Origin of the sequence: Streptomyces cylindrosporus (genome assembly GCF_022698165.1) — a bacterium.
Taxonomy (GTDB): Bacteria; Actinomycetota; Actinomycetes; order Streptomycetales; family Streptomycetaceae; genus Streptomyces; species Streptomyces cylindrosporus.
In genome coordinates this window covers 757972-775160 of the sequence record NZ_JALDAY010000001.1, presented here as the reverse complement: position 1 = coordinate 775160, position 17189 = coordinate 757972, and the positions used below count along the sequence as shown (strand labels likewise).

Sequence of the window (17189 nt, the reverse complement as noted above, 5' to 3'; positions counted from 1 at the left end):
CGCGCGCACGTCCAGTCCAGGGGAGCCCGATGACCACCGCGACCACCCGCAGCAGCGACCGGCGGATCAGTCCCGTCTTCATCGGGATCCTGGCCGTCACGGCGGTCACGGGCTGGGCCACCTGGACCGGGTTTTCCGACCAGCCCGGCGTGGCCGTGTTCCTGTTCGTGACGGCGGCCTGGGTGGTGTCCCTGTGCCTGCACGAGTACGCGCACGCGCGCACCGCCCTGCACAGCGGCGACATCACGATCGGCAGCAAGGGCTATCTGACGCTCAATCCCCTGAAGTACACGCACGCCCTGCTGAGCATCGTGCTGCCGGTCGTGTTTGTGATCATGGGCGGCATCGGTCTGCCGGGCGGTGCGGTCTTCATCGAGCGGGGCCGTATCCAGGGGCGCTGGCGGCACAGCCTGATCTCGGCGGCGGGCCCGCTGACGAACGTGGTGTTCGCCCTCGTGTGCACGGCCCCATTCTGGCTGCACGCCGTGGACGGCGTACCGCCGTACTTCCGCTTCGCGCTCGCCTTCCTCGCGCTGCTCCAGGTCTCGGCGGCGATCCTGAACTTCCTGCCGGTCCCGGGCCTGGACGGCTGGGGTGTCATCGAGCCCTGGCTGTCGTACAAGGTGAAGCGGCAGGTGGAGCCGTTCGCGCCGTTCGGCCTGCTGTTCGTGTTCGTGCTGCTGTGGCAGTCGTCGATCAACCGCGAGTTCTTCGACCTGGTCGACGCGATCCTGCGCGGACTCGGCGTCAGCTACTCCGACACCTCGTACGGCTACGACCTCTACCGCTTCTGGACATAGGCCGTCGTCCGGCCCCGCTTGAAGTAGTACCAGCACATGTTCGACGACAGGCTCGCCAGCAGCACCCAGACGACCCCGAGCCAGCTGCCCTGCACGAAGGACACGACCGCCGCGGTCACCGAGAGGACACAGACGACGAGGGCGTAGACGGCTAGGCGGGGCATGAAGGTCGTTCTCCTGTCGGGGGACACCGGCTTCTCGCCACCAGTGTCCCCCATCCGCTCATACGTCGGTGACGCGCAGCCCGGCGTGTGCCTTGTAGCGGCGGTTGACGGAGATCAGGTTCGCGACCAGGGACTCCACCTGGTGGGCGTTGCGCAGCCGGCCCGCGAAGATGCCGCGCATGCCGGGGATGCGGCCGGCCAGGGCCTGCACGATCTCGACGTCGGCCCGCTCCTCCCCCAGCACCATCACGTCGGTGTCGATCTCCTCGATCTCCGGGTCCTGGAGCAGCACGGCCGACAGATGGTGGAAGGCGGCGGCGACCCGGGAGTCCGGCAGCAGCGCGGCGGCCTGCTCGGCGGCGCTGCCCTCCTCCGGCTTGAGCGCGTACGCGCCCTTCTTGTCGAAGCCGAGCGGGTTGACGCAGTCGACGACCAGCTTGCCGGCCAGTTCCTCGCGCAGGGATTCAAGGGTCTTGCCGTGCCCGTCCCACGGCACGGCGACGATCACGATGTCGCTGCGGCGCGCGGTCTCGGCGTTGTCGGCGCCCTCGACGCCGTGCCCGCACTCCTCGGCGGCGGCCTGCGCGCGCTCCGCCGCCCGCGAGCCGATGATCACCTTCTGGCCGGCCCTGGCCAGCCGGTAGGCCAGGCCCTTGCCCTGCGGCCCGGTCCCGCCGAGGACGCCGACGACGAGCCCGGACACGTCGGGCAGGTCCCACGGGTCCTTGGCGGGGGCCTTCGCGGGGGTCTGTGCAGCACTGTCGGTAGAGGTCATGGGCCGACTTTACGTGCGCCCCGGCGGCCTCGGCCGGTCAGGTGAGCCGCGTCACGGGCACGCGGCGCAGGACGATGCGCTCGTACGCGCCGAAGTCCCCCGTCTCGTAGAGGAGTCCGAGGGTCGACCTGTCGATGCGGACCAGGTCGGAGTAGGCGGCGGGCAGTCCGTCGACGGTGTGGACGGGGCGCCAGGTCCTGCCGCTGTCGGTGGAGGCGCGGATGGTCATCAGGGCGCGGGCGGAGGCGTGGGCGGGGCCGGAGAAGAGGAGGACGTCCGGGTCGCGGAGCTGGAGGACGCTGCCCTCGCAGACCGGGCCGTCGAGGCCGGCCTGGGGGCGGAAGGGGGTGTGGAGGGTCTTTCCGCCGTCTTCCGAGTGGGCGTCGGCGCGGTTGCCGGGAGCCGGGGAGTCGTTGCGGGTGTTGAAGTAGACGCGGCCGTCGGGGAGTTCGGCGGCGGTGGTCTCGTTGGCGTTGATGTAGCCGTCGGTGTTGTCGTCGACGTATCCGATGGACCAGGTCTCGCCGTGGTCGTCGCTGAGCAGGCAGTGGCCGGCGTTGTACTGGGGCTCGGTGCCGAGGTCCGTGCCGGTGGGCGGCAGCGAATGGTTGGCGGGGACGACGATCCGGCCGGTGCTCAGCTGGATGGCGTGGCCGGGTGCGGTGGCGTACCAGCGCCAGCCCGCCTTCTTCGTCTGCGCGGTGATCTCCTTGGGGCTCGACCAGGTGACTCCGTCGTCGTCGCTGTGCTGCACCCACACCCGGCGGCCGTCGGCGTCCTTCACCTTGCCGAGCCGGACCTCCGACTCGGAGGCGGAGGCGGCGTTGCGGACGTGGACCAGGAGGACGCGGCCGGTGTCGAGGACGACCGGGGCGGGGTTGCCGGCGAGGCCGGTGCCGTTGCTCGCGGCGACCTGGAGCTTGCCCCAGGTGTTGCCGCCGTCCGTGGAGCGCTTGAGCACGATGTCGATGTGCCCGTGGTCGCTGGCGCTGTTGACCCGGCCCTCGCAGAAGGCGAGCAGGGTGCCCTTGGCGGTGGCGACGATCGCGGGGATGCGGTAACTCGCGTATCCCTCGCGGCCCGCGCGGAAGGGGACGGTGGCTTCGGCCATGGGCGCGCTCCTCGCGTTCGCGGCGGCCCGGGCGTGCTGCCGGCCGGGGCGCCGGTGATCAACCTCGGTCCCAGTAAGGCGCTCCCTTCCCCAAGTCGGGCGAATTCGGGGTGAACTCCGGGTCACGAGTGGCCGATTGGTGCAGGATGCGGGGGCATGGACGCCGTACGTGTCGCGCTGCTGCGTGAAGTGCTCGCCGGGACCGAGTGGTTGGGGGCCACGCGGAGGTTCGCGGGGGCGCTGCGCGGGTCGGTGGTGTCGCACGGGGGCGGTCTGCTGCTGGTGGGGACGCCGGAGTACGAGCCGTGGCATCTCGCGGCCCATCTGGTGGACGAGGCGGCGTGGTCGGGGACGCCGGAACTGACTCCGACGCTGGTACGGCATGACGCACGCGCCTCGGATCCGGCGCACCTGGCGGTGGGGCTGGGGCGGCTGGCGGGCGCCCGGCGCGGCGAGACCCTGCTGGTCGTCTCCCCGGACGCCCCGGCGGTCCCCCTCCTCGAACGGGTCCACGACGCCCGGCGGGCCGGCGCGACGGTCCTGGCCCTGGGCCCGTCCGACGGCGAACTGACGTCGATGGCGCACGAGTCACTGACGGTCCCCGAGGGCTCGGAGCTGGACCTGGACACGGTCCAGCACCTGGTCAGCGCGGCGGCGGGCGAAAACTCCCTACCGACCCCACGAGGCCACCGCCGCCTACGGGACCGCCTGTCCCGCCTGGCAGACCAACTGACGGCCCCACCACCGACGGGCTGGTGACGGCGCAGGGCGGCCGGCGAGGTTGGTGACGGCGCAGGGCGGCTGACGGGGCTGGTGACGCCGCCGGGCGGCTGACGGGCGCGCGGACGGAAAAGCGGTTGCCCCCGGCAGCCACCCCGGCCGACCATGACCCACCGTGACCACCGACGCGTCCCACTCCACCCCCGAGCCCACCTCCGGGCCGCCCTCCGAAGCCACTCCCGGGACCGCGTCCGAGCCACCCCCCGACCGCGCCTCCGCAATCACCACCGGCCCCGCGTCCGAGCCGCCCCTCGACCGCGCCTCCCCGACCACCTCCGGCCCCGCACCCGAACCGCCCGCCGACAGCGCCTCCGCAACCACTTCCGAACCCGCGCCCGGGCCACCCGCCGACCGCACCTCCAGAGCCGCCCCGCCAGCCGCGCCCGGCGCCGGGCCCGAGAACGCCCCACAAGCCGCACCCGATCCGAGGCCCGAAGCTGCCCCACAAGCCGCGCCCGCCGCCAAGCCCGAAGCCGCCCCGACCGCCCCAATCACCCCAGCTGCCCCGCCCGCCCCAACCACCCCCACCCCGCCCTCCCGCCTCCGCGCCCTCCTCCCCGACCTCGCCCCCTGGAAGGCCTCCCGGGACTTTCGGCGGCTGTGGGTTTCCGGGAGCGTCTCGTACTTCGGTAGTTTCCTCAGCTTCGTCGCGCTGCCCGTCCAGCTGAAGGAGCTGACCGGGTCGGCCGCGGCGGTCGGGGCGGTTGGGGCCGTGGAGCTCGTGCCGCTGCTCGTATTCGGGTTGTACGGCGGTGCGCTCGCCGACGCGCTGGACAAGCGGAAGCTGATCGTGTGGACGGAGGCCGGGCAGGGCCTGCTCAGCGCCGTGCTCCTGCTCAACGCGCTGCTGCCCCGCCCCGCCGTCTGGCCGCTGTACGCCGTCGCCGCCCTCTCCTCCGCCCTGGTCTCCGTCCAGCGCCCGGCGATCGACTCGCTCTGGCCCCGGATCGTGGCCCACGAGCACATGACCGCGGCGACCTCCCTCAACTCCCTGCGCTGGACGGTCGGCGGCGTCGCGGGCCCGGCGGTGGCAGGCGTGGTCGTGGCGTACGCGGGACTCGGCTGGGCGTACGGCGCGGACCTGCTGACGTTCGTCGTGTCGGTCGTCCTCATCGTCCGCATCGCCGCCTCCCCCGCCGCCCACGAGGCCGCGAAGCCGTCGCTGAGGGCGATCGCCGAGGGCGCCCGGTACGCCTGGGGCCGCAAGGAGCTCCTCGGCACCTACGCCGTCGACCTCGCCGCGATGTTCCTGGCGATGCCGCTCGCCGTACTCCCGTTCCTCGCGGACGAGTTGGACGCGGACTGGGCGTTGGGGCTGATGTACGCGACGGTGCCGTTTGGGTCGATGCTGGTAGGGCTGACCGGCGGCTGGACCTCGCGGGTGCACCGGCACGGCCGGATGGTGGTGCTGTCGGCCGCGCTGTGGGGCCTGGCGATCGCGGCGGCCGGCGTCGTCGGCAACGTATGGCTGGTGCTGCTGTTCCTGACCGTGGCCGGCGGCTGCGACATGGTCAGCGGGATCTTCCGCGGGGCCATGTGGAACCAGACGATCCCGGACGAGCTGCGCGGGCGGCTCGCCGGGATCGAGCTGCTGTCGTACTCGGTCGGCCCGACCGTCGGCCAGGTCAGGTCGGGCGGCTTCGCCGCGTGGTGGGGGGTGCGGGCGTCCGTCTGGTCCGGCGGCCTGCTGTGCGCGGGTGCGGTCGGGCTGCTCGCGCTGTGCCTGCCGAAGCTGATGACGTACGACGTGCGCACGAACGAGCACGCGGTACGGCTGCGCGAGCGGCGCGCTTCGGCAGCCGTACCGGCGCGGGCCTGATCAGTCCTCGTCGGTGCCGCTGCCCGCCGGGGCGTCGTGCCACTTCGGGTCGTTCTCCCACTGGAGGTTGCGCTCGCGGGCCGTCGCCATCGCGTGCTCGGCCTCCTGCCGGGAGGCGTACGGGCCGAAGCGGTCCTTGGCGGGGCACTCGGGCCCCTCCTCGACCTTCTTGTGCTCCAGGCAGTAGTACCACTCGCCCGGCTTGCCGACCGTGCGCTTCTTGAACAAGGCCATGACCTGCTCCTCTCGCCTACGACATGTTCCCCCACCGCGGCTCGTTAGACTCGCTGGCATGTCTGGCCAGTCGCTGCTCGTCCCGGGGGAGCTGTCCCCCATCCGTTCCGTCCCCGGCAACATCCGGCGGCCCGAGTACGTCGGCAAGCCCGCGCCGACGCCGTACACCGGGCCGGAGGTGCAGACGCCCGAGACCGTCGAGGCGATGCGGACCGCCGGGCGGATCGCCGCGCGGGCGATGGAGGAGGCCGCGAAGCTCATCGCGCCGGGTGTCACCACCGACGAGCTGGACAAGGTCGCGCACGAGTACATGTGCGACCACGGCGCCTATCCCTCGACGCTCGGCTACCGCGGCTTCCCCAAGTCGCTGTGCACCTCCGTCAACGAGGTGATCTGCCACGGCATTCCGGACTCGACGCTGCTGCGGGACGGCGACATCGTCAACCTGGACGTGACGGCGTACATCGGCGGGGTGCACGGCGACAACAACGCGACGTACCTGGTCGGGGACGTCGACGAGGAGAGCCGGCTGCTGGTGGAGCGGACCCGGGAGTCCCTCACCCGCGCGATCAAGGCGGTCAAGCCGGGCCGGCAGATCAATGTCATCGGGCGGGTCATCGAGTCGTACGCGAAGCGGTTCGGGTACGGGGTGGTGCGGGACTTCACGGGGCACGGGATCAACTCGTCGTTCCACTCGGGCCTGATCATCCCGCACTACGACAGCCCTCACGCGACGACGGTGATGCAGCCCGGGATGACCTTCACGATCGAGCCGATGCTGACGCTGGGGACCCACGAGTACGACATGTGGGACGACGGTTGGACGGTGGTCACGAAGGACCGCAAACGCACGGCGCAGTTCGAGCACACGCTGGTGGTGACGGAGACCGGGGCGGACATTCTCACGCTGCCGTAACCGCGCGCCGCGACCCGCCCCCTGCTGGGGGCGGGTTTTCTCTTGTACGCTTTTACCGACAGACTGTCGGCAACTTTACCGACGAAGGGTCGGGAAGGCTGTTGACTTAGGTAAGCCTTACCTTAGAGGATGGGGCTCATGGACTCCTTCTCGACAGTCATCCGCACCGCCTCGCACGAGCAGCACACGGAGGCGGAGACCTCGACGTTCATGAGCGACCTGCTGGGCGGACGGCTGGGGGTGGCCGCGTACGCGCGCTACACCGAGCAACTGTGGTTCGTCTACGAGGCGTTGGAGACCGGCACCGAGCGGCTGGCCGCCGATCCGGTGGCCGGGCCCTTCATCCGGCCGGAGCTGTTCCGGCTGGCGGCGCTGGAGCGGGACCTGGCGCATCTGCGGGGTGCGGACTGGCGGGCGGGGCTGCGGGCGCTGCCGGAGACGGAGGAGTACGCGGCGAGGGTGAAGGAGTGTGCCGACGGCTGGCCCGCCGGCTACATCGCCCACCACTACACCCGCTACCTCGGCGACCTCTCCGGCGGGCAGATCATCCGCGGCAGGGCGGAGAAGACGTGGGGCTTCGCACGCAAGGGAGACGGGGTCCGCTTCTACGTCTTCGAGGAGATCGCCAACCCGGCCGCCTTCAAGCGGGGTTACCGGGAGCTGCTGGACGCGCTGCCGGCGGACGAACTGGAGAAGCAGCGGGTGGTGACGGAGTGCAAGCGGGCGTTCGCCCTGAACACGGCGGTGTTCCGGGCGCTGGGGGCGGAGTTCCCACTGTCGGCGTGAGGACCCGCGTCGGCGTCTTGGCCCGCGTCAGCGTCTTGGCCTGCGGCCGGCCTGGTCCTTCCAGGTGTCCTGGGCCGCCCGCAGCAGGGCGCCGACCCGCTCCCGCTCGGTGGCCGCGTGCTTCTCGGCCTTGGCGACCTCGGCACGGCCCGTCTCCTCGGTCCGCGCCAGCTCGGCCTTGAGCCGCGCGATCTCGGCATCGACCTCGGCGGCATCCGCGTGCCGCTCCCGCCAGAAGTCCGCGTCCTCCACCACCTGGTTGCAGATCTCGTCGTGCAGGAGATGGACGGCCGCCTCGTCGTACTCGGTGTACGGGTACCGCGCGCTGCGCCGCTTGCCCTTGGGCCCCATCACCTCGATATAGGCGTACGTCTGTCCGGTGCCGCGGGTGACCTTGAGCCCGGCCAGCGACCACTGCTCGACGGTCCTCTTCCGGGGCTCCCCGTCACCCCGGTCCTCCTCGTGCACGAACAGCAGGGCGTGCTCGTACAACTCCAGCTCCCCCAGCCACCGTCCGGGCGCGACCTTCTCGCCCGGCCCGGTCCGCAGCAGCGCTTCCTTCGCCGCCTTCCGCTCCCGGAGCCGCTGTTCGTACTTCCTGATCCCGTCCGACAGCCGCCGCTCGGCCTGCGCCACGTCGAGGTCGACGGCACGGCAGGTGTCCCGTTTCGCCGACCGCGCGGCCCTCAGTGCCTTCCGCGCCGCACGCTCCTCGGCTCCCAGGCCGACCGAGTACCGCCAATGCCCCGCGTCGCAGGGGTAGTTGAACAGCCACCCGCCCACGAAGCACACCACGACCACGCCCGCCACCCACCAAGCCACGGACCCGCCCCCCTGCACCCGTCGCCACGACGGCTTCAGTGTGGCGGCACTCCCGGCCTCCGGCCAGATGGCCCGCGCAGACCGCCCGCGGCCGGGGTCAGTGTTCCGGCTGGCGTTCCAGGACGACGCGGCCGCCTATCTCCACCCAGCCGTACGGCTGTGGTGCGGTGAGGATCTGGGAGCCCGTGCCCTGGGTGATGTTGAGGGCGCGGCCGAGGCGGTCCGTCAGCAGGAGGGCCGCGGCGCCCGTCGCCTCGTCCTCGTCGATGCCGTCGTCCCGGCCGGGGAAACCGCGCGCACGGACCCGCCCGGCCGGCTCGTCCTCCCAGGCCCAGGCGTAGATCCACTCCCCCTTGGGCGGCACGGGCAGGTCGTCCACCTCGGCCGGCGTCGCGTACTGCCGCAAGGTCCGCGGCGGCGCCCACTCCGCCCGCGCCTCGATCCAGCTGAACTCCCCGTCCTGCCGCGCCCCGACGGCACCGGCGGGCGTGACCAGCTCCTCCACGTCGAGCAGCCAGGCCGCGCCGACGCACGGGTGACCGGCGAAGGGCAGGCGCAGGGTCGGGGTGTAGATGTCGATGACACCGCGTTCGGGGTCGTCGACGAACACGGTCTCGCTGAACCCGAGCTTCGCGGCGAACGCCTGCCGCTCCGCCCGCTCGGGCATCACGGACCCCTCACGGACGACACCGAGTTCGTTGCCGTAACCGCCGTTGGGTGCGCAGAAGACGCGGAGCACGTCGTAGTCAGTCACGGGGGCATTCAAACATCGCGCGGGCGGCCAGGTCCTCCCAGGTGGCGGGGGTGCCGGGGAAGGGCCAGAGGTCCGTGTGCGTCTCCTCGTACGGCAGCCAGGACATGGCGTCGGCGTACCCCGCCTCCAGGGCGGCCCGTTGACGTGCGCGGCCGGGTGGCAGCCGGGCCAGCCGCTCCTCGTGGGACGCCGTCATGTCGTCGGCCGTCCGCCGCCACTCCGCCTCCTCCCGCACCCGCGCGAGCACCACGCACGGCGGCGGCGCGCCCTCCGCGAGCGCGGCCACCGCGCGGTCGTGGCCGTCGAGGATCAGCCAGCCGTCGAGAGCCGGCACCCACCACAGCAGCACGGGCGCGAGCGTGCCCTCGCGGGCGTGCTTGCGGTACGCCTTCACGCGCGGGGCCTCCGGCGGCGAGAGGCGGCGCAGGGGTACGACACCGTGCCAGCCGCCTCCGCAGAGGAGTTCGAGGCGGCCGTCCGGCCACTCGGTCACCAGGTCCTCGGTCCAGATGCCGGATGCGAAGGAGCCGCGCACGGTGAGCGACCAACGCCCGTCGTACAGCGGGCCTCGCGCGGTCTCCTCCAGCCAACGGGCGTACTGGTGCGGCCAGTTGCCGGGGCCGCGCATCGCGGCGGAGCGGACGGGCGGCAGTGGTGAGCGGTAGCCGTCGAGGCGGCGCAGACGGAGTTCGCGGCAGCAGTGGTCCTCGTCCGACAACCGGCCCAGCATCAGCGGCCGTTCGCCCTGCCGCAGCAGCCGCCGTCCGCCGTCGGCGGTCTCGAAGCGCAACGGAGGCGGACCGGGCCGGCCCGACACGGCCAGCACGAGCGGGCCGCCCGGCAGCGGTTCCCTGGTCACCCTGTTCACGGGCACCAGTCTCGGGGACGGGGCGACGGCAGCGGAACCGGATTTCGGCGGCGAGTGGCAGCGCCTCGGGATACCCGCTGTCGGTGATCCATCGGGGCTGTCGGTCCGGTGTCGGTGGATTGTCGGCGGGACGTCGGTGGGGGTTGACACCTTCGAGACACGGCGGCCGGAGATCATCCGGCGGCCCCGATCCCGAGGAGCCACCATGACGACCACCCCTGTCACGATCATCGGCGCCGGACTCGGCGGACTCACGCTCGCCCGCGTCCTGCACGTCCACGGCATCCCCGTCACCGTCCACGAGGCCGAGGCCTCCCCGGCGGCCCGCACGCAGGGCGGGATGCTCGACATCCACGACTACAACGGACAGCTCGCCGTCGAGGCGGCCGGGCTGATGGACGAGTTCCGGGCCATCGTCCTGGAGGGCCGCCAGGCGATGCGGGTCCTCGACACGGACGGGACCGTCCTGTTCGAGGAGGCCGACGACGGCAGCGGCGGCCGCCCCGAGGTGATGCGCGGCGCGCTGCGGGACATACTGCTGGACTCGCTGCCGGCCGGCACCGTCCGCTGGGGCCACAAGGTCACCGGCACCCGGTCGCTCGGCGACGGGCGCCACGAGGTGACGTTCGCCGACGGCACCAGCCTCGACACCGGCCTGCTGGTCGGCGCGGACGGCGCGTGGTCCCGGGTACGGCCGCTGCTCACCGACGCCGTACCCGAGTACACCGGCACGTCATGTGTCGACATCTACCTGTACGAGGCCGACACCCGGCACCCGGCCGCCGCGAAGGCGGTCGGCGGCGGATCGCTGATGGCGCCCTCGCCGGGCCAGGAGATCTTCGCGCACCGGGAGAGCGGCGACACCCTGCACGCCTACGTGATGCTCAGCAGGCCGCAGGAGTGGTTCGCCGACATCGACTTCACCGACGCCGACGCGGCGGGCGCGCGCATCGCGGCGGAGTTCGAGGGCTGGGCGCCGGAACTCACCGCGCTGATCACCGACGGCGACACCACGCCGGTACTGCGCCCCTACCACGCCCTGCCGCACGGGCTGCGGTGGGAGCGGGTGCCGGGCGTGACCCTGCTCGGCGACGCCGCCCACCTTCAGGCACCGAACGGCGAGGGCGCCAACCTGGCCATGCTCGACGGCGCGGAACTGGGCAAGGCCCTGGCGGCGCGCCCGGACGACGTCGAGGCGGCGCTCGCCGAGTACGAGGAGGGGATGTTCCGCCGCAGCGCCGAAACCGTGGTCTTCGAGGGCGCCGACATCCACCAGATCGACTCGGAGCACAACACGGCCCAGCGCCTGATCAGCCTGTTCACCGGACAGGACAAGGGCTGACCCCGCGGGCGGCCTACTCCGCCGCCCGTCGCCTCCGGACCGCGAACACCACGCCCGCGCCCGCCGCCACGGTGGCCGCCGCTGCCGCGCCCAGCATCGGCGCCGGGGTGTTCGAGCCGGTCGACGCGAGGGTGCCGGAGAGGCCGCCGGTCGTGGAGCCGGTGGCGCCGCCGGCCGTCGTACCGGACGCATCGGCGGTCGCGGAGCCGGCGGAGGTGCCCGACTCGCCGTCCCCGGAGGGGAGTTCGGCGTCGGCGCTCAGGGCGACGGACAGGTCGACCGGGTCGAGTTCGGTGCCCTCCTCGTAGTAGCCGCTGAAGGCCTTCGCGCCGGCGGCGGTCAGGATCGCGGAGACGTCGTCGACGGTGATGACGTCGTCCTTCGCGGCCAGGTCCGCCGAGCCCGCCTTGAGGTCGGCGAGGACCACGTCCCGCGACGTCTCGCCGAGGCTGGTGACGTCCGCGGTCAGTTCGCCGGTGCCGCCGTCGAGGGTCGCCCTGAGGTCGGAGAGGGTGAGGTCGAGGGCGTAAGTGCCGTTCGTCTCATGGCCCTTGAAGTTCACGGCGCCCTCGAAGGAGGCGGCGAGGGTGTCGGCGTCGGTGTCGTACGCGCCCGTGGCGCCGGTGAAGGTGAACGGCCCGTTGCCGGTGGCCTGGGTCGCCCCGTCGGACGCCGTGATCTTCCCGTTGGCGACGCTGCCCACGACGTACGTACGGAAGGACTCCTTCACGCCCCAGCCGAGTTCGCCGTCGACGATGTCGCCCGCGGTCGCGGACTCGGAGGCGGAGGGCGATGCGCTCGTGCTGGCGGAGGGCGACGGCGTCGTGCTCTGCGACGGGGACGGGGACGGGGACGGGGACGGGGATGTCGTGGCCGACGTGGAGTCGGACGGGGACGGCGACTCGGACGTCTTCGTCTTCTGTACGACGGTCAGCGGGTCGCCGGCCGCGCCCTCGTAGCTCGCGCTGCCGAAGACGTCCGCGGCCTCCTTGGTGAGCGTGGTCGCCATGTCCGTCATCGCCTGGGTGACGGTGACCTTGGCGAGCGGCACGTCGTCCGTCGTCGTGCCGTCCTTCGTCACGTCGGCAGTGATCTCGGCGTCCGCGCTGTCGAACCTGACGTCGGCCAGAGTGAGTTCGAAGCCGTGCAGCTTGGACTCGATCTTCAGGCTGCCCTTGAAGGCGAGGCCCAGGGTGTGCGCGGTGGAGTCGTAGGAGCCGGTGCCCTCGGTGAAGGTGAACGGCCCGTTGTCGGCGGCCTGCGTCGCGCCGTCGGCGGGCGTGAAGGTGCCCTGCGCGAAGCCGGTGACGTAGGTGCGGTACGACTGCTTGATGCCCCAGGTCAACTCGTAGCCGGTGAGCGGCACTTCGGCGGCGGAGGCCGTGGTGGCGAGCGCGGTGGCACCGAGGGCGGTGGCAGTCGCCACGGAGGCGGCGAGGGCGATGGCACTGCGTCGTCTGACGGGCATGGAGTTCTCCTTGAGGGCTTGAGGGTGAGTGGGCGTGAAGCACGCCAAGTAGCGGAAGGGGTACGGGTGTTCAGTCGCCGTCGGATGCCCCGGATGCCCCGGACGCCGCCGGCTCCACCTCGACACGCGTGCGGCGGGCCCGTACGAGCACGTACGCCGCGGCCGCCAGCAGTACCGAGCCGGCCGTGAGACCGACCGGGAGGGCCGGGAAGCCCCCGTCGTCGCCGGTGCTGCTCGCGACGGGCGCCGTCGACGCCCGCGTCGGTGTCGCGCTCGGCGTGGGCGTGCTGCCCAGGTCGGGCAGGGCGGGGAGTTCGGCGTCGGCGGTGAGGGCGACGGCGAGGGAGACCGGGTCCATCTCGGTGCCGGGCTGGTACATCCCGCCGAAGGCCTTCGCCCCGTCGGCGGTGAGCCGCGCGGGCGCCTCCGTGAGCTTCACCAGCCCGCCCGCCGCCTTGAGCCCCTTCGCGGCGAAGGTGACCAGCGGGACCTTCTTCTTCGTCAGGTCGGGGCCGCTGACGTCGGCGTACAGGGTGCCCTTGCCGTCCTCGACCACGGCCCGCACGGCGCTCAGTTCCAGATCGAGCCCGTGCGCACCGGTGAAGCGGACCGCGCCCTTGAACGACGCCGCCAACTCGCCGTCCTTGTACGTCCCTTGACCGCCCGGGAAGCGGAAGAGGGCGCCGCCGTCCTCGGCCCCCGCCGACAGCGTCCACTTGCCCTCGGCGATGTCCCCGGTGACGTACTCCCGGAAGGTCCTGCGCACACCCCAGTCGACGGCACCGTCCGTCAGCTCGTCGCCCGAAGTCGCCTTGTCGGCGGGCAACTTGGATGCCTTCGGCGTGCTGGACGCCTTCGGGGTGGCCGCCGCCCGTACGTCCGCTTCCAGGCTCACCGGGTCCAGTGCGGTCCCGGCGGTGTAGTAGCCGGCGAAGGACTTGGCGCCCTGGGCGGTGAGGGTGGCGGGCAGGTTGTTCAGGGTGACGGAGGTGCCGGCGCCCTTCATGGAGATGGAGCCGAGGGAGAGGGAGGCGAAGGGCACCTGTGTGGACGTCGTGACCGCCCCGGTGCCCTTCGCCTTGCTGACGACGTCCAGGTAGAGCGTCCCGGTGGACCCGGAGATGCTCACCGTCGGACGGCTGAGGGTGAGGTCGAGCTGGTAGTCCCCGGCGTCCGTCCGGTGGCCCACGAAGTGGACCCCGCCCGAGAAGCCGGCCCGGAAGGCGCCGCTGTCGCCGTCGTAGGTGCCGGCCGCCGAGTGGAAGCGGAAGGTGCTCGCACCCACCGTGGCGGCACCCCCGGTCAGGGAGTAACTCCCTTTCGCGATGGGCCCGGTGACGTAGCTCTGGAACGAGGACTTGATGCCCCAGTCGAGCCGGCCGCCCTGCACGGTACGGCTCGCCGCCTGGGCTGTGGCCATGGGGAGCAGGGCGCCCAGGACGACCGCGCACAACGCGGTGACCAGGGCTCTGAGGCGCGCGGGCATGGGGGGTCCTCCGGATACGACCGCCGGTAGCGAACGAAGGTAAGGCTAACCTAAGCTTTCCCGAGTCCATTCGGGAAGTCGACCGAGAGGAACGGACCGGACCGTGCCACGCTTGCGCACCCGACTGGCGGGAGCACTTCTGTCCGTGCTCGCCCTGACCCTGACCGCGACCGCCTGCGGAGGCCCCACCCAGGCCTCCCCGAAGAAGGCCACCACCACGGCCGCGAACCGGGTCGAGCCGCTGACGGACACCCCCCGGCCGAAGCTCCCCGTCACGGTCACCGGCGCCGACGGCGGGAAGGTGACCGTCCGGGAGGCGCGGCGCATCGTCCCGCTCTCCGGCAGCCTCAGCGAGATCGTCTTCACGCTGGGGCTCGGCGACCGGGTCGTCGCCCGCGACATCACCGCCACCTTCCAACAGGCGGCGAAACTCCCCGTCGTCACCCGCGGCCACGACGTCTCCGCCGAGAGCGTGCTCTCCCTCAAGCCCGACCTGGTGCTCGCCGAGACCACCACGGGCCCCGACGAGGCGATGGACCAGATCCGCGCCGCCGGCGTCCCGGTCCTGGTCGTCGACCCGGCGCAGGGCCTCGCCGACGTGGGCCCGCGCATCCGGACGGTCGCCGAGGCGCTCGGCGTACCGGCGGCGGGCAAGGAGCTGGCCGACCGCTCCGAGCAGCGGATCGCCGCCGTACGCAAGGCAGTTCCGCACAACAGCGAGAAGCCCCGGGTCGCCTTCCTCTACCTCCGCGGTTCCGCCTCCGTCTATCTCATCGGCGGCAAGGGTTCGGGCGCGACCTCCCTCATCGAGGCGGCCGGAGCGGTCGACGCGGGCGCCACCTCGGGCCTGAAGAAGGACTTCACCGCCATCACCAGCGAGGCCCTCGTGAAGGCGGCACCGGACGCGATCCTCGTCATGACCAAGGGACTCGAGTCCGTCGGCGGCATCGACGGCCTGGTGAAGATCCCCGGCGTCGCCCAGACCCCGGCCGGCCTGGACCGCAGGGTCGTGTCGATCGAGGACGGGGTGCTACTCAACTACGGGCCGCGCACCGACCAGGTACTGAAGTCCGTCGTGCGGCAGCTCTACGGCAAGGGGGCCGCCGAATGACCGTACTGGAGAAGACGGTTGACGAGACGTCACCTCCGGCCGTCGAGGGCAGACGCCGCGGCAGCGCCTGGCTGCTGACCGTCTTCCTCGCCGCCGCGCTGCCGGCCCTGGTCCCGGTGGCCGCCTCCCTGGGCGCCTACCCGGTCCCGGTCGGCGACGTCCTCGGCTCCGTGCTGCACCATCTCGGGCTCGGCGGGCGGGAGTTGGACCGGGTCGCCGAGTCCGTCCTCTGGAACGTCCGCTTCCCCAGGATCGTCCTCGCGCTCCTCGTCGGAGCCTCGCTGGGGTGCGCGGGCGCGCTGATGCAGGGCGTGTTCGGCAACCCGCTCGCCGAGCCGGGAGTCATCGGCGTCTCGTCCGGGGCGGCCGTCGGGGCGGTCGGCGCGATCGCGTTCGGCCTCGACTTCCTCGGCACCTGGACGGTCTCGGCGTTCGCCTTCGCGTCCGGGCTCGCCACGGTGCTCCTCGTCTACGCGATGTCCCGCTCGGGCGGCCGTACGGAGGTCGTCACGCTGATCCTGACCGGCATCGCGGTCAACGCCTTCGCGGGCGCGCTGATCGGCCTGTTCCTCTTCTTCGCGGACACGGCGGCCGTCAACCAGATCACCTTCTGGCAGCTCGGCTCCCTCTCCCAGGCGACCTGGCCGAAGGTCCTGGCGGTCCTGCCGTGCGCGGCGATCGGCCTGACGGTGGCGCCCCTGTACGCCCGCCGCCTGGACCTCCTCTCCCTGGGCGAGCGCCCGGCCCGTCACCTGGGCGTGGAGGTGGAACGCCTCCGCATCGCCCTGATCCTGGTCATCGCCCTGCTGACGGCGGCGGCGGTGAGCGTCTCGGGCATCATCGGCTTCGTCGGCCTGGTGGTCCCCCACCTGCTGCGCATGGCCGCGGGCCCCGGCCACCGCTTCCTGATCCCGGCGAGCGCGCTGCTGGGCGCGCTCGTCCTGCTGGCCGCGGACCTCACCGCCCGCACCATCGCGGCCCCGGCGGAACTCCCCCTGGGCGTCCTGACGGCACTCCTCGGCAGCCCGTTCTTCTTCTGGCTCCTCCGCAGAACCCGCCGCAGGCAAGGAGGCTGGGCATGAGCCCCTTCGGACTTCGGCTCGCATCGCCGCACACCTTTTTCCGCCGCAACGGCGCTCGACCACGACCTCGCGTCGCCCCGGCGGTGCCGAATCCGTCGCACCCCCTCGCCGAAGCCGAGGCCCTCCACATGAGCCTCGGCCCCCGGGAAGTCCTCCACGGCGTCGACGTCGCAGTCCGCCCCGGCGAGATCCTCGCCCTCGTCGGCCCCAACGGCGCCGGCAAGTCCACGCTCCTCGGCGCACTCGCCGCCGACCTCGCACCGACCCGAGGCACCGTACGTATCCACGGCCGCCCGGCCACGGAGTGGACCGCCCCCGAGCTGGCCCTCCGCCGGGCCGTCCTCCCCCAATCGGCCACCCTCGCCTTCCCCTTCACGGTCGAGGAGGTCGTCCGCATGGGCCGCGCACCCCACGCCTCCTCCCCCGCCGAGGACGACCTGGCCGTCGTACAGGCGATGTCCGCCACCGAAGTCACCCCTTTCGCCCGCCGCCCCTTCTCGGCCCTCAGCGGCGGCGAACGCGCCCGCGTCGCCCTCGCCCGGCTCCTCGCCCAGCAGGCGCCGCTCCTCCTGCTCGACGAGCCGACCGCAGCCCTGGACCTGAGGCACCAGGAACTCGTGCTGAGGCTGTGCCGGGAGAGGGCGCGTCAAGGGGACGGTGTCGTCGTCGTGTTGCACGATCTGGGGCTCGCCGCCGCGTACGCGCACCGCGTCGCGATGCTGTGCGCCGGCCGTGTCGAGGCCGAGGGCCCACCCACGGAGGTCTTCACCGAGGCCCGGCTCTCCGAGGTCTACGACCAGCCCGTGGAGGTCGTCCGGCACCCCCGCACGGACGCTCTCCTGATCACCCCGAAGCGGAACCTTTGAATTTC

General features: G+C 72.4%; 18 protein-coding genes. 9 read left to right on the top strand and 9 right to left on the bottom strand.

The genetic code is table 11. The features are described from left to right. Window positions 1-29: 29 nt before the first annotated feature. Window positions 30-800 carry a site-2 protease family protein gene (locus MQP27_RS03450; protein ID WP_242760731.1) on the top strand — a complete coding sequence of 257 codons (771 nt, stop codon included), beginning with the start codon at window positions 30-32 and terminating at the stop codon, window positions 798-800. Here the strand turns inward: MQP27_RS03450 and MQP27_RS03445 are convergent. Genes MQP27_RS03445 through MQP27_RS03435 form a run of 3 tightly spaced genes read right to left on the bottom strand, consistent with a single transcriptional unit; the run spans window position 782 to window position 2850 of the window. Further along, window positions 782-964 (bottom strand): hypothetical protein, encoded by a 183-nt coding sequence (locus MQP27_RS03445; protein ID WP_242760730.1) that lies wholly within the window; start codon window positions 962-964, stop codon window positions 782-784. The two genes, MQP27_RS03450 and MQP27_RS03445, sit on opposite strands and share 19 nt — an antisense overlap. A 58-nt stretch (window positions 965-1022) precedes the next feature. Beyond that, on the bottom strand, window positions 1023-1739 hold the full coding sequence (gene npdG / locus MQP27_RS03440) for an NADPH-dependent F420 reductase (protein ID WP_242760729.1): 717 nt from the start codon (window positions 1737-1739) through the stop codon (window positions 1023-1025). Window positions 1740-1776: 37 nt separating this feature from the next. Beyond that, window positions 1777-2850 (bottom strand): sialidase family protein, encoded by a 1074-nt coding sequence (locus MQP27_RS03435; protein WP_242760728.1) that lies wholly within the window; start codon window positions 2848-2850, stop codon window positions 1777-1779. Between the two features lie 156 nt (window positions 2851-3006). Between MQP27_RS03435 and MQP27_RS03430 the strand changes: the two genes are divergently transcribed. After that, window positions 3007-3609 (top strand): hypothetical protein, encoded by a 603-nt coding sequence (locus MQP27_RS03430; protein WP_242760727.1) that lies wholly within the window; start codon window positions 3007-3009, stop codon window positions 3607-3609. 511 nt (window positions 3610-4120) lie between these two features. After that, a complete protein-coding gene (locus MQP27_RS03425; protein WP_242761389.1) occupies window positions 4121-5449 on the top strand; it encodes an MFS transporter in 1329 nt (442 codons plus the stop codon). Here the strand turns inward: MQP27_RS03425 and MQP27_RS03420 are convergent, their stop codons facing one another. Then, entirely contained in the window at window positions 5450-5683 is a 234-nt protein-coding gene (locus MQP27_RS03420) for a hypothetical protein (protein ID WP_242760726.1), read from the bottom strand. It abuts the gene before it with no gap. A 58-nt stretch (window positions 5684-5741) separates the two neighbouring features. Between MQP27_RS03420 and map the strand changes: the two genes are divergently transcribed. After that, window positions 5742-6599: a type I methionyl aminopeptidase gene (map, locus tag MQP27_RS03415; protein WP_242760725.1), complete on the top strand. Its 858-nt coding sequence runs from the start codon at window positions 5742-5744 to the stop codon at window positions 6597-6599. Window positions 6600-6737: 138 nt separating this feature from the next. Beyond that, window positions 6738-7385: a biliverdin-producing heme oxygenase gene (locus MQP27_RS03410; protein WP_242760724.1), complete on the top strand. Its 648-nt coding sequence runs from the start codon at window positions 6738-6740 to the stop codon at window positions 7383-7385. 27 nt (window positions 7386-7412) lie between these two features. Here the strand turns inward: MQP27_RS03410 and MQP27_RS03405 are convergent, their stop codons facing one another. The 3 genes from MQP27_RS03405 to MQP27_RS03395 form a co-directional block, all read right to left on the bottom strand. Next, on the bottom strand, window positions 7413-8207 hold the full coding sequence (locus tag MQP27_RS03405; RefSeq protein ID WP_242760723.1) for a hypothetical protein: 795 nt from the start codon (window positions 8205-8207) through the stop codon (window positions 7413-7415). Window positions 8208-8304: 97 nt separating this feature from the next. Beyond that, on the bottom strand, window positions 8305-8961 hold the full coding sequence (locus tag MQP27_RS03400; protein ID WP_242760722.1) for a PhzF family phenazine biosynthesis protein: 657 nt from the start codon (window positions 8959-8961) through the stop codon (window positions 8305-8307). Beyond that, entirely contained in the window at window positions 8954-9829 is an 876-nt protein-coding gene (locus MQP27_RS03395; protein WP_242760721.1) for a hypothetical protein, read from the bottom strand. The genes MQP27_RS03400 and MQP27_RS03395 overlap by 8 nt, the downstream gene beginning before the upstream one ends. A 205-nt stretch (window positions 9830-10034) precedes the next feature. Between MQP27_RS03395 and MQP27_RS03390 the strand changes: the two genes are divergently transcribed. Then, entirely contained in the window at window positions 10035-11171 is a 1137-nt protein-coding gene (locus MQP27_RS03390) for an FAD-dependent oxidoreductase (protein ID WP_242760720.1), read from the top strand. Window positions 11172-11184: 13 nt separating this feature from the next. Here MQP27_RS03390 and MQP27_RS03385 read toward each other — a convergent pair whose 3' ends face one another. Together MQP27_RS03385 and MQP27_RS03380 are read right to left on the bottom strand one after the other, a co-directional pair. Further along, complete coding sequence (locus MQP27_RS03385; protein ID WP_242760719.1) at window positions 11185-12639, bottom strand: HtaA domain-containing protein; 1455 nt, start codon at window positions 12637-12639, stop codon at window positions 11185-11187. Window positions 12640-12709: 70 nt separating this feature from the next. After that, window positions 12710-14125: an HtaA domain-containing protein gene (locus MQP27_RS03380; protein WP_242760718.1), complete on the bottom strand. Its 1416-nt coding sequence runs from the start codon at window positions 14123-14125 to the stop codon at window positions 12710-12712. 112 nt (window positions 14126-14237) lie between these two features. On the opposite strand from MQP27_RS03380, the gene MQP27_RS03375 reads away from it, so the two are divergent. The 3 genes from MQP27_RS03375 to MQP27_RS03365 are packed head-to-tail and all read left to right on the top strand — an operon-like array spanning window position 14238 to window position 17184. Then, entirely contained in the window at window positions 14238-15236 is a 999-nt protein-coding gene (locus MQP27_RS03375; protein WP_242760717.1) for a heme/hemin ABC transporter substrate-binding protein, read from the top strand. Further along, window positions 15233-16318, top strand: a complete 1086-nt coding sequence (locus MQP27_RS03370; protein WP_242760716.1) for a FecCD family ABC transporter permease — start codon at window positions 15233-15235, stop codon at window positions 16316-16318. The genes MQP27_RS03375 and MQP27_RS03370 overlap by 4 nt, the downstream gene beginning before the upstream one ends. Then, window positions 16315-17184, top strand: a complete 870-nt coding sequence (locus MQP27_RS03365; protein WP_372511127.1) for a heme ABC transporter ATP-binding protein — start codon at window positions 16315-16317, stop codon at window positions 17182-17184. Before MQP27_RS03370 ends, MQP27_RS03365 begins: the two co-directional genes overlap by 4 nt. Window positions 17185-17189: the final 5 nt, after the last annotated feature.

What these genes read in the sequence shown, in the direction of transcription:
- MQP27_RS03450 (WP_242760731.1), top strand. Translation starts at nt 30, where the DNA reads ATGACCACCGCGACCACCCGCAGCAGCGACCGGCGGATCAGTCCCGTC.
- MQP27_RS03445 (WP_242760730.1), bottom strand. Translation starts at nt 964, where the DNA reads ATGCCCCGCCTAGCCGTCTACGCCCTCGTCGTCTGTGTCCTCTCGGTG.
- npdG (WP_242760729.1), bottom strand. Translation starts at nt 1,739, where the DNA reads ATGACCTCTACCGACAGTGCTGCACAGACCCCCGCGAAGGCCCCCGCC.
- MQP27_RS03435 (WP_242760728.1), bottom strand. Translation starts at nt 2,850, where the DNA reads ATGGCCGAAGCCACCGTCCCCTTCCGCGCGGGCCGCGAGGGATACGCG.
- MQP27_RS03430 (WP_242760727.1), top strand. Translation starts at nt 3,007, where the DNA reads ATGGACGCCGTACGTGTCGCGCTGCTGCGTGAAGTGCTCGCCGGGACC.
- MQP27_RS03420 (WP_242760726.1), bottom strand. Translation starts at nt 5,683, where the DNA reads ATGGCCTTGTTCAAGAAGCGCACGGTCGGCAAGCCGGGCGAGTGGTAC.
- map (WP_242760725.1), top strand. Translation starts at nt 5,742, where the DNA reads ATGTCTGGCCAGTCGCTGCTCGTCCCGGGGGAGCTGTCCCCCATCCGT.
- MQP27_RS03410 (WP_242760724.1), top strand. Translation starts at nt 6,738, where the DNA reads ATGGACTCCTTCTCGACAGTCATCCGCACCGCCTCGCACGAGCAGCAC.
- MQP27_RS03390 (WP_242760720.1), top strand. Translation starts at nt 10,035, where the DNA reads ATGACGACCACCCCTGTCACGATCATCGGCGCCGGACTCGGCGGACTC.
- MQP27_RS03385 (WP_242760719.1), bottom strand. Translation starts at nt 12,639, where the DNA reads ATGCCCGTCAGACGACGCAGTGCCATCGCCCTCGCCGCCTCCGTGGCG.
- MQP27_RS03380 (WP_242760718.1), bottom strand. Translation starts at nt 14,125, where the DNA reads ATGCCCGCGCGCCTCAGAGCCCTGGTCACCGCGTTGTGCGCGGTCGTC.
- MQP27_RS03370 (WP_242760716.1), top strand. Translation starts at nt 15,233, where the DNA reads ATGACCGTACTGGAGAAGACGGTTGACGAGACGTCACCTCCGGCCGTC.
- MQP27_RS03365 (WP_372511127.1), top strand. Translation starts at nt 16,315, where the DNA reads ATGAGCCCCTTCGGACTTCGGCTCGCATCGCCGCACACCTTTTTCCGC.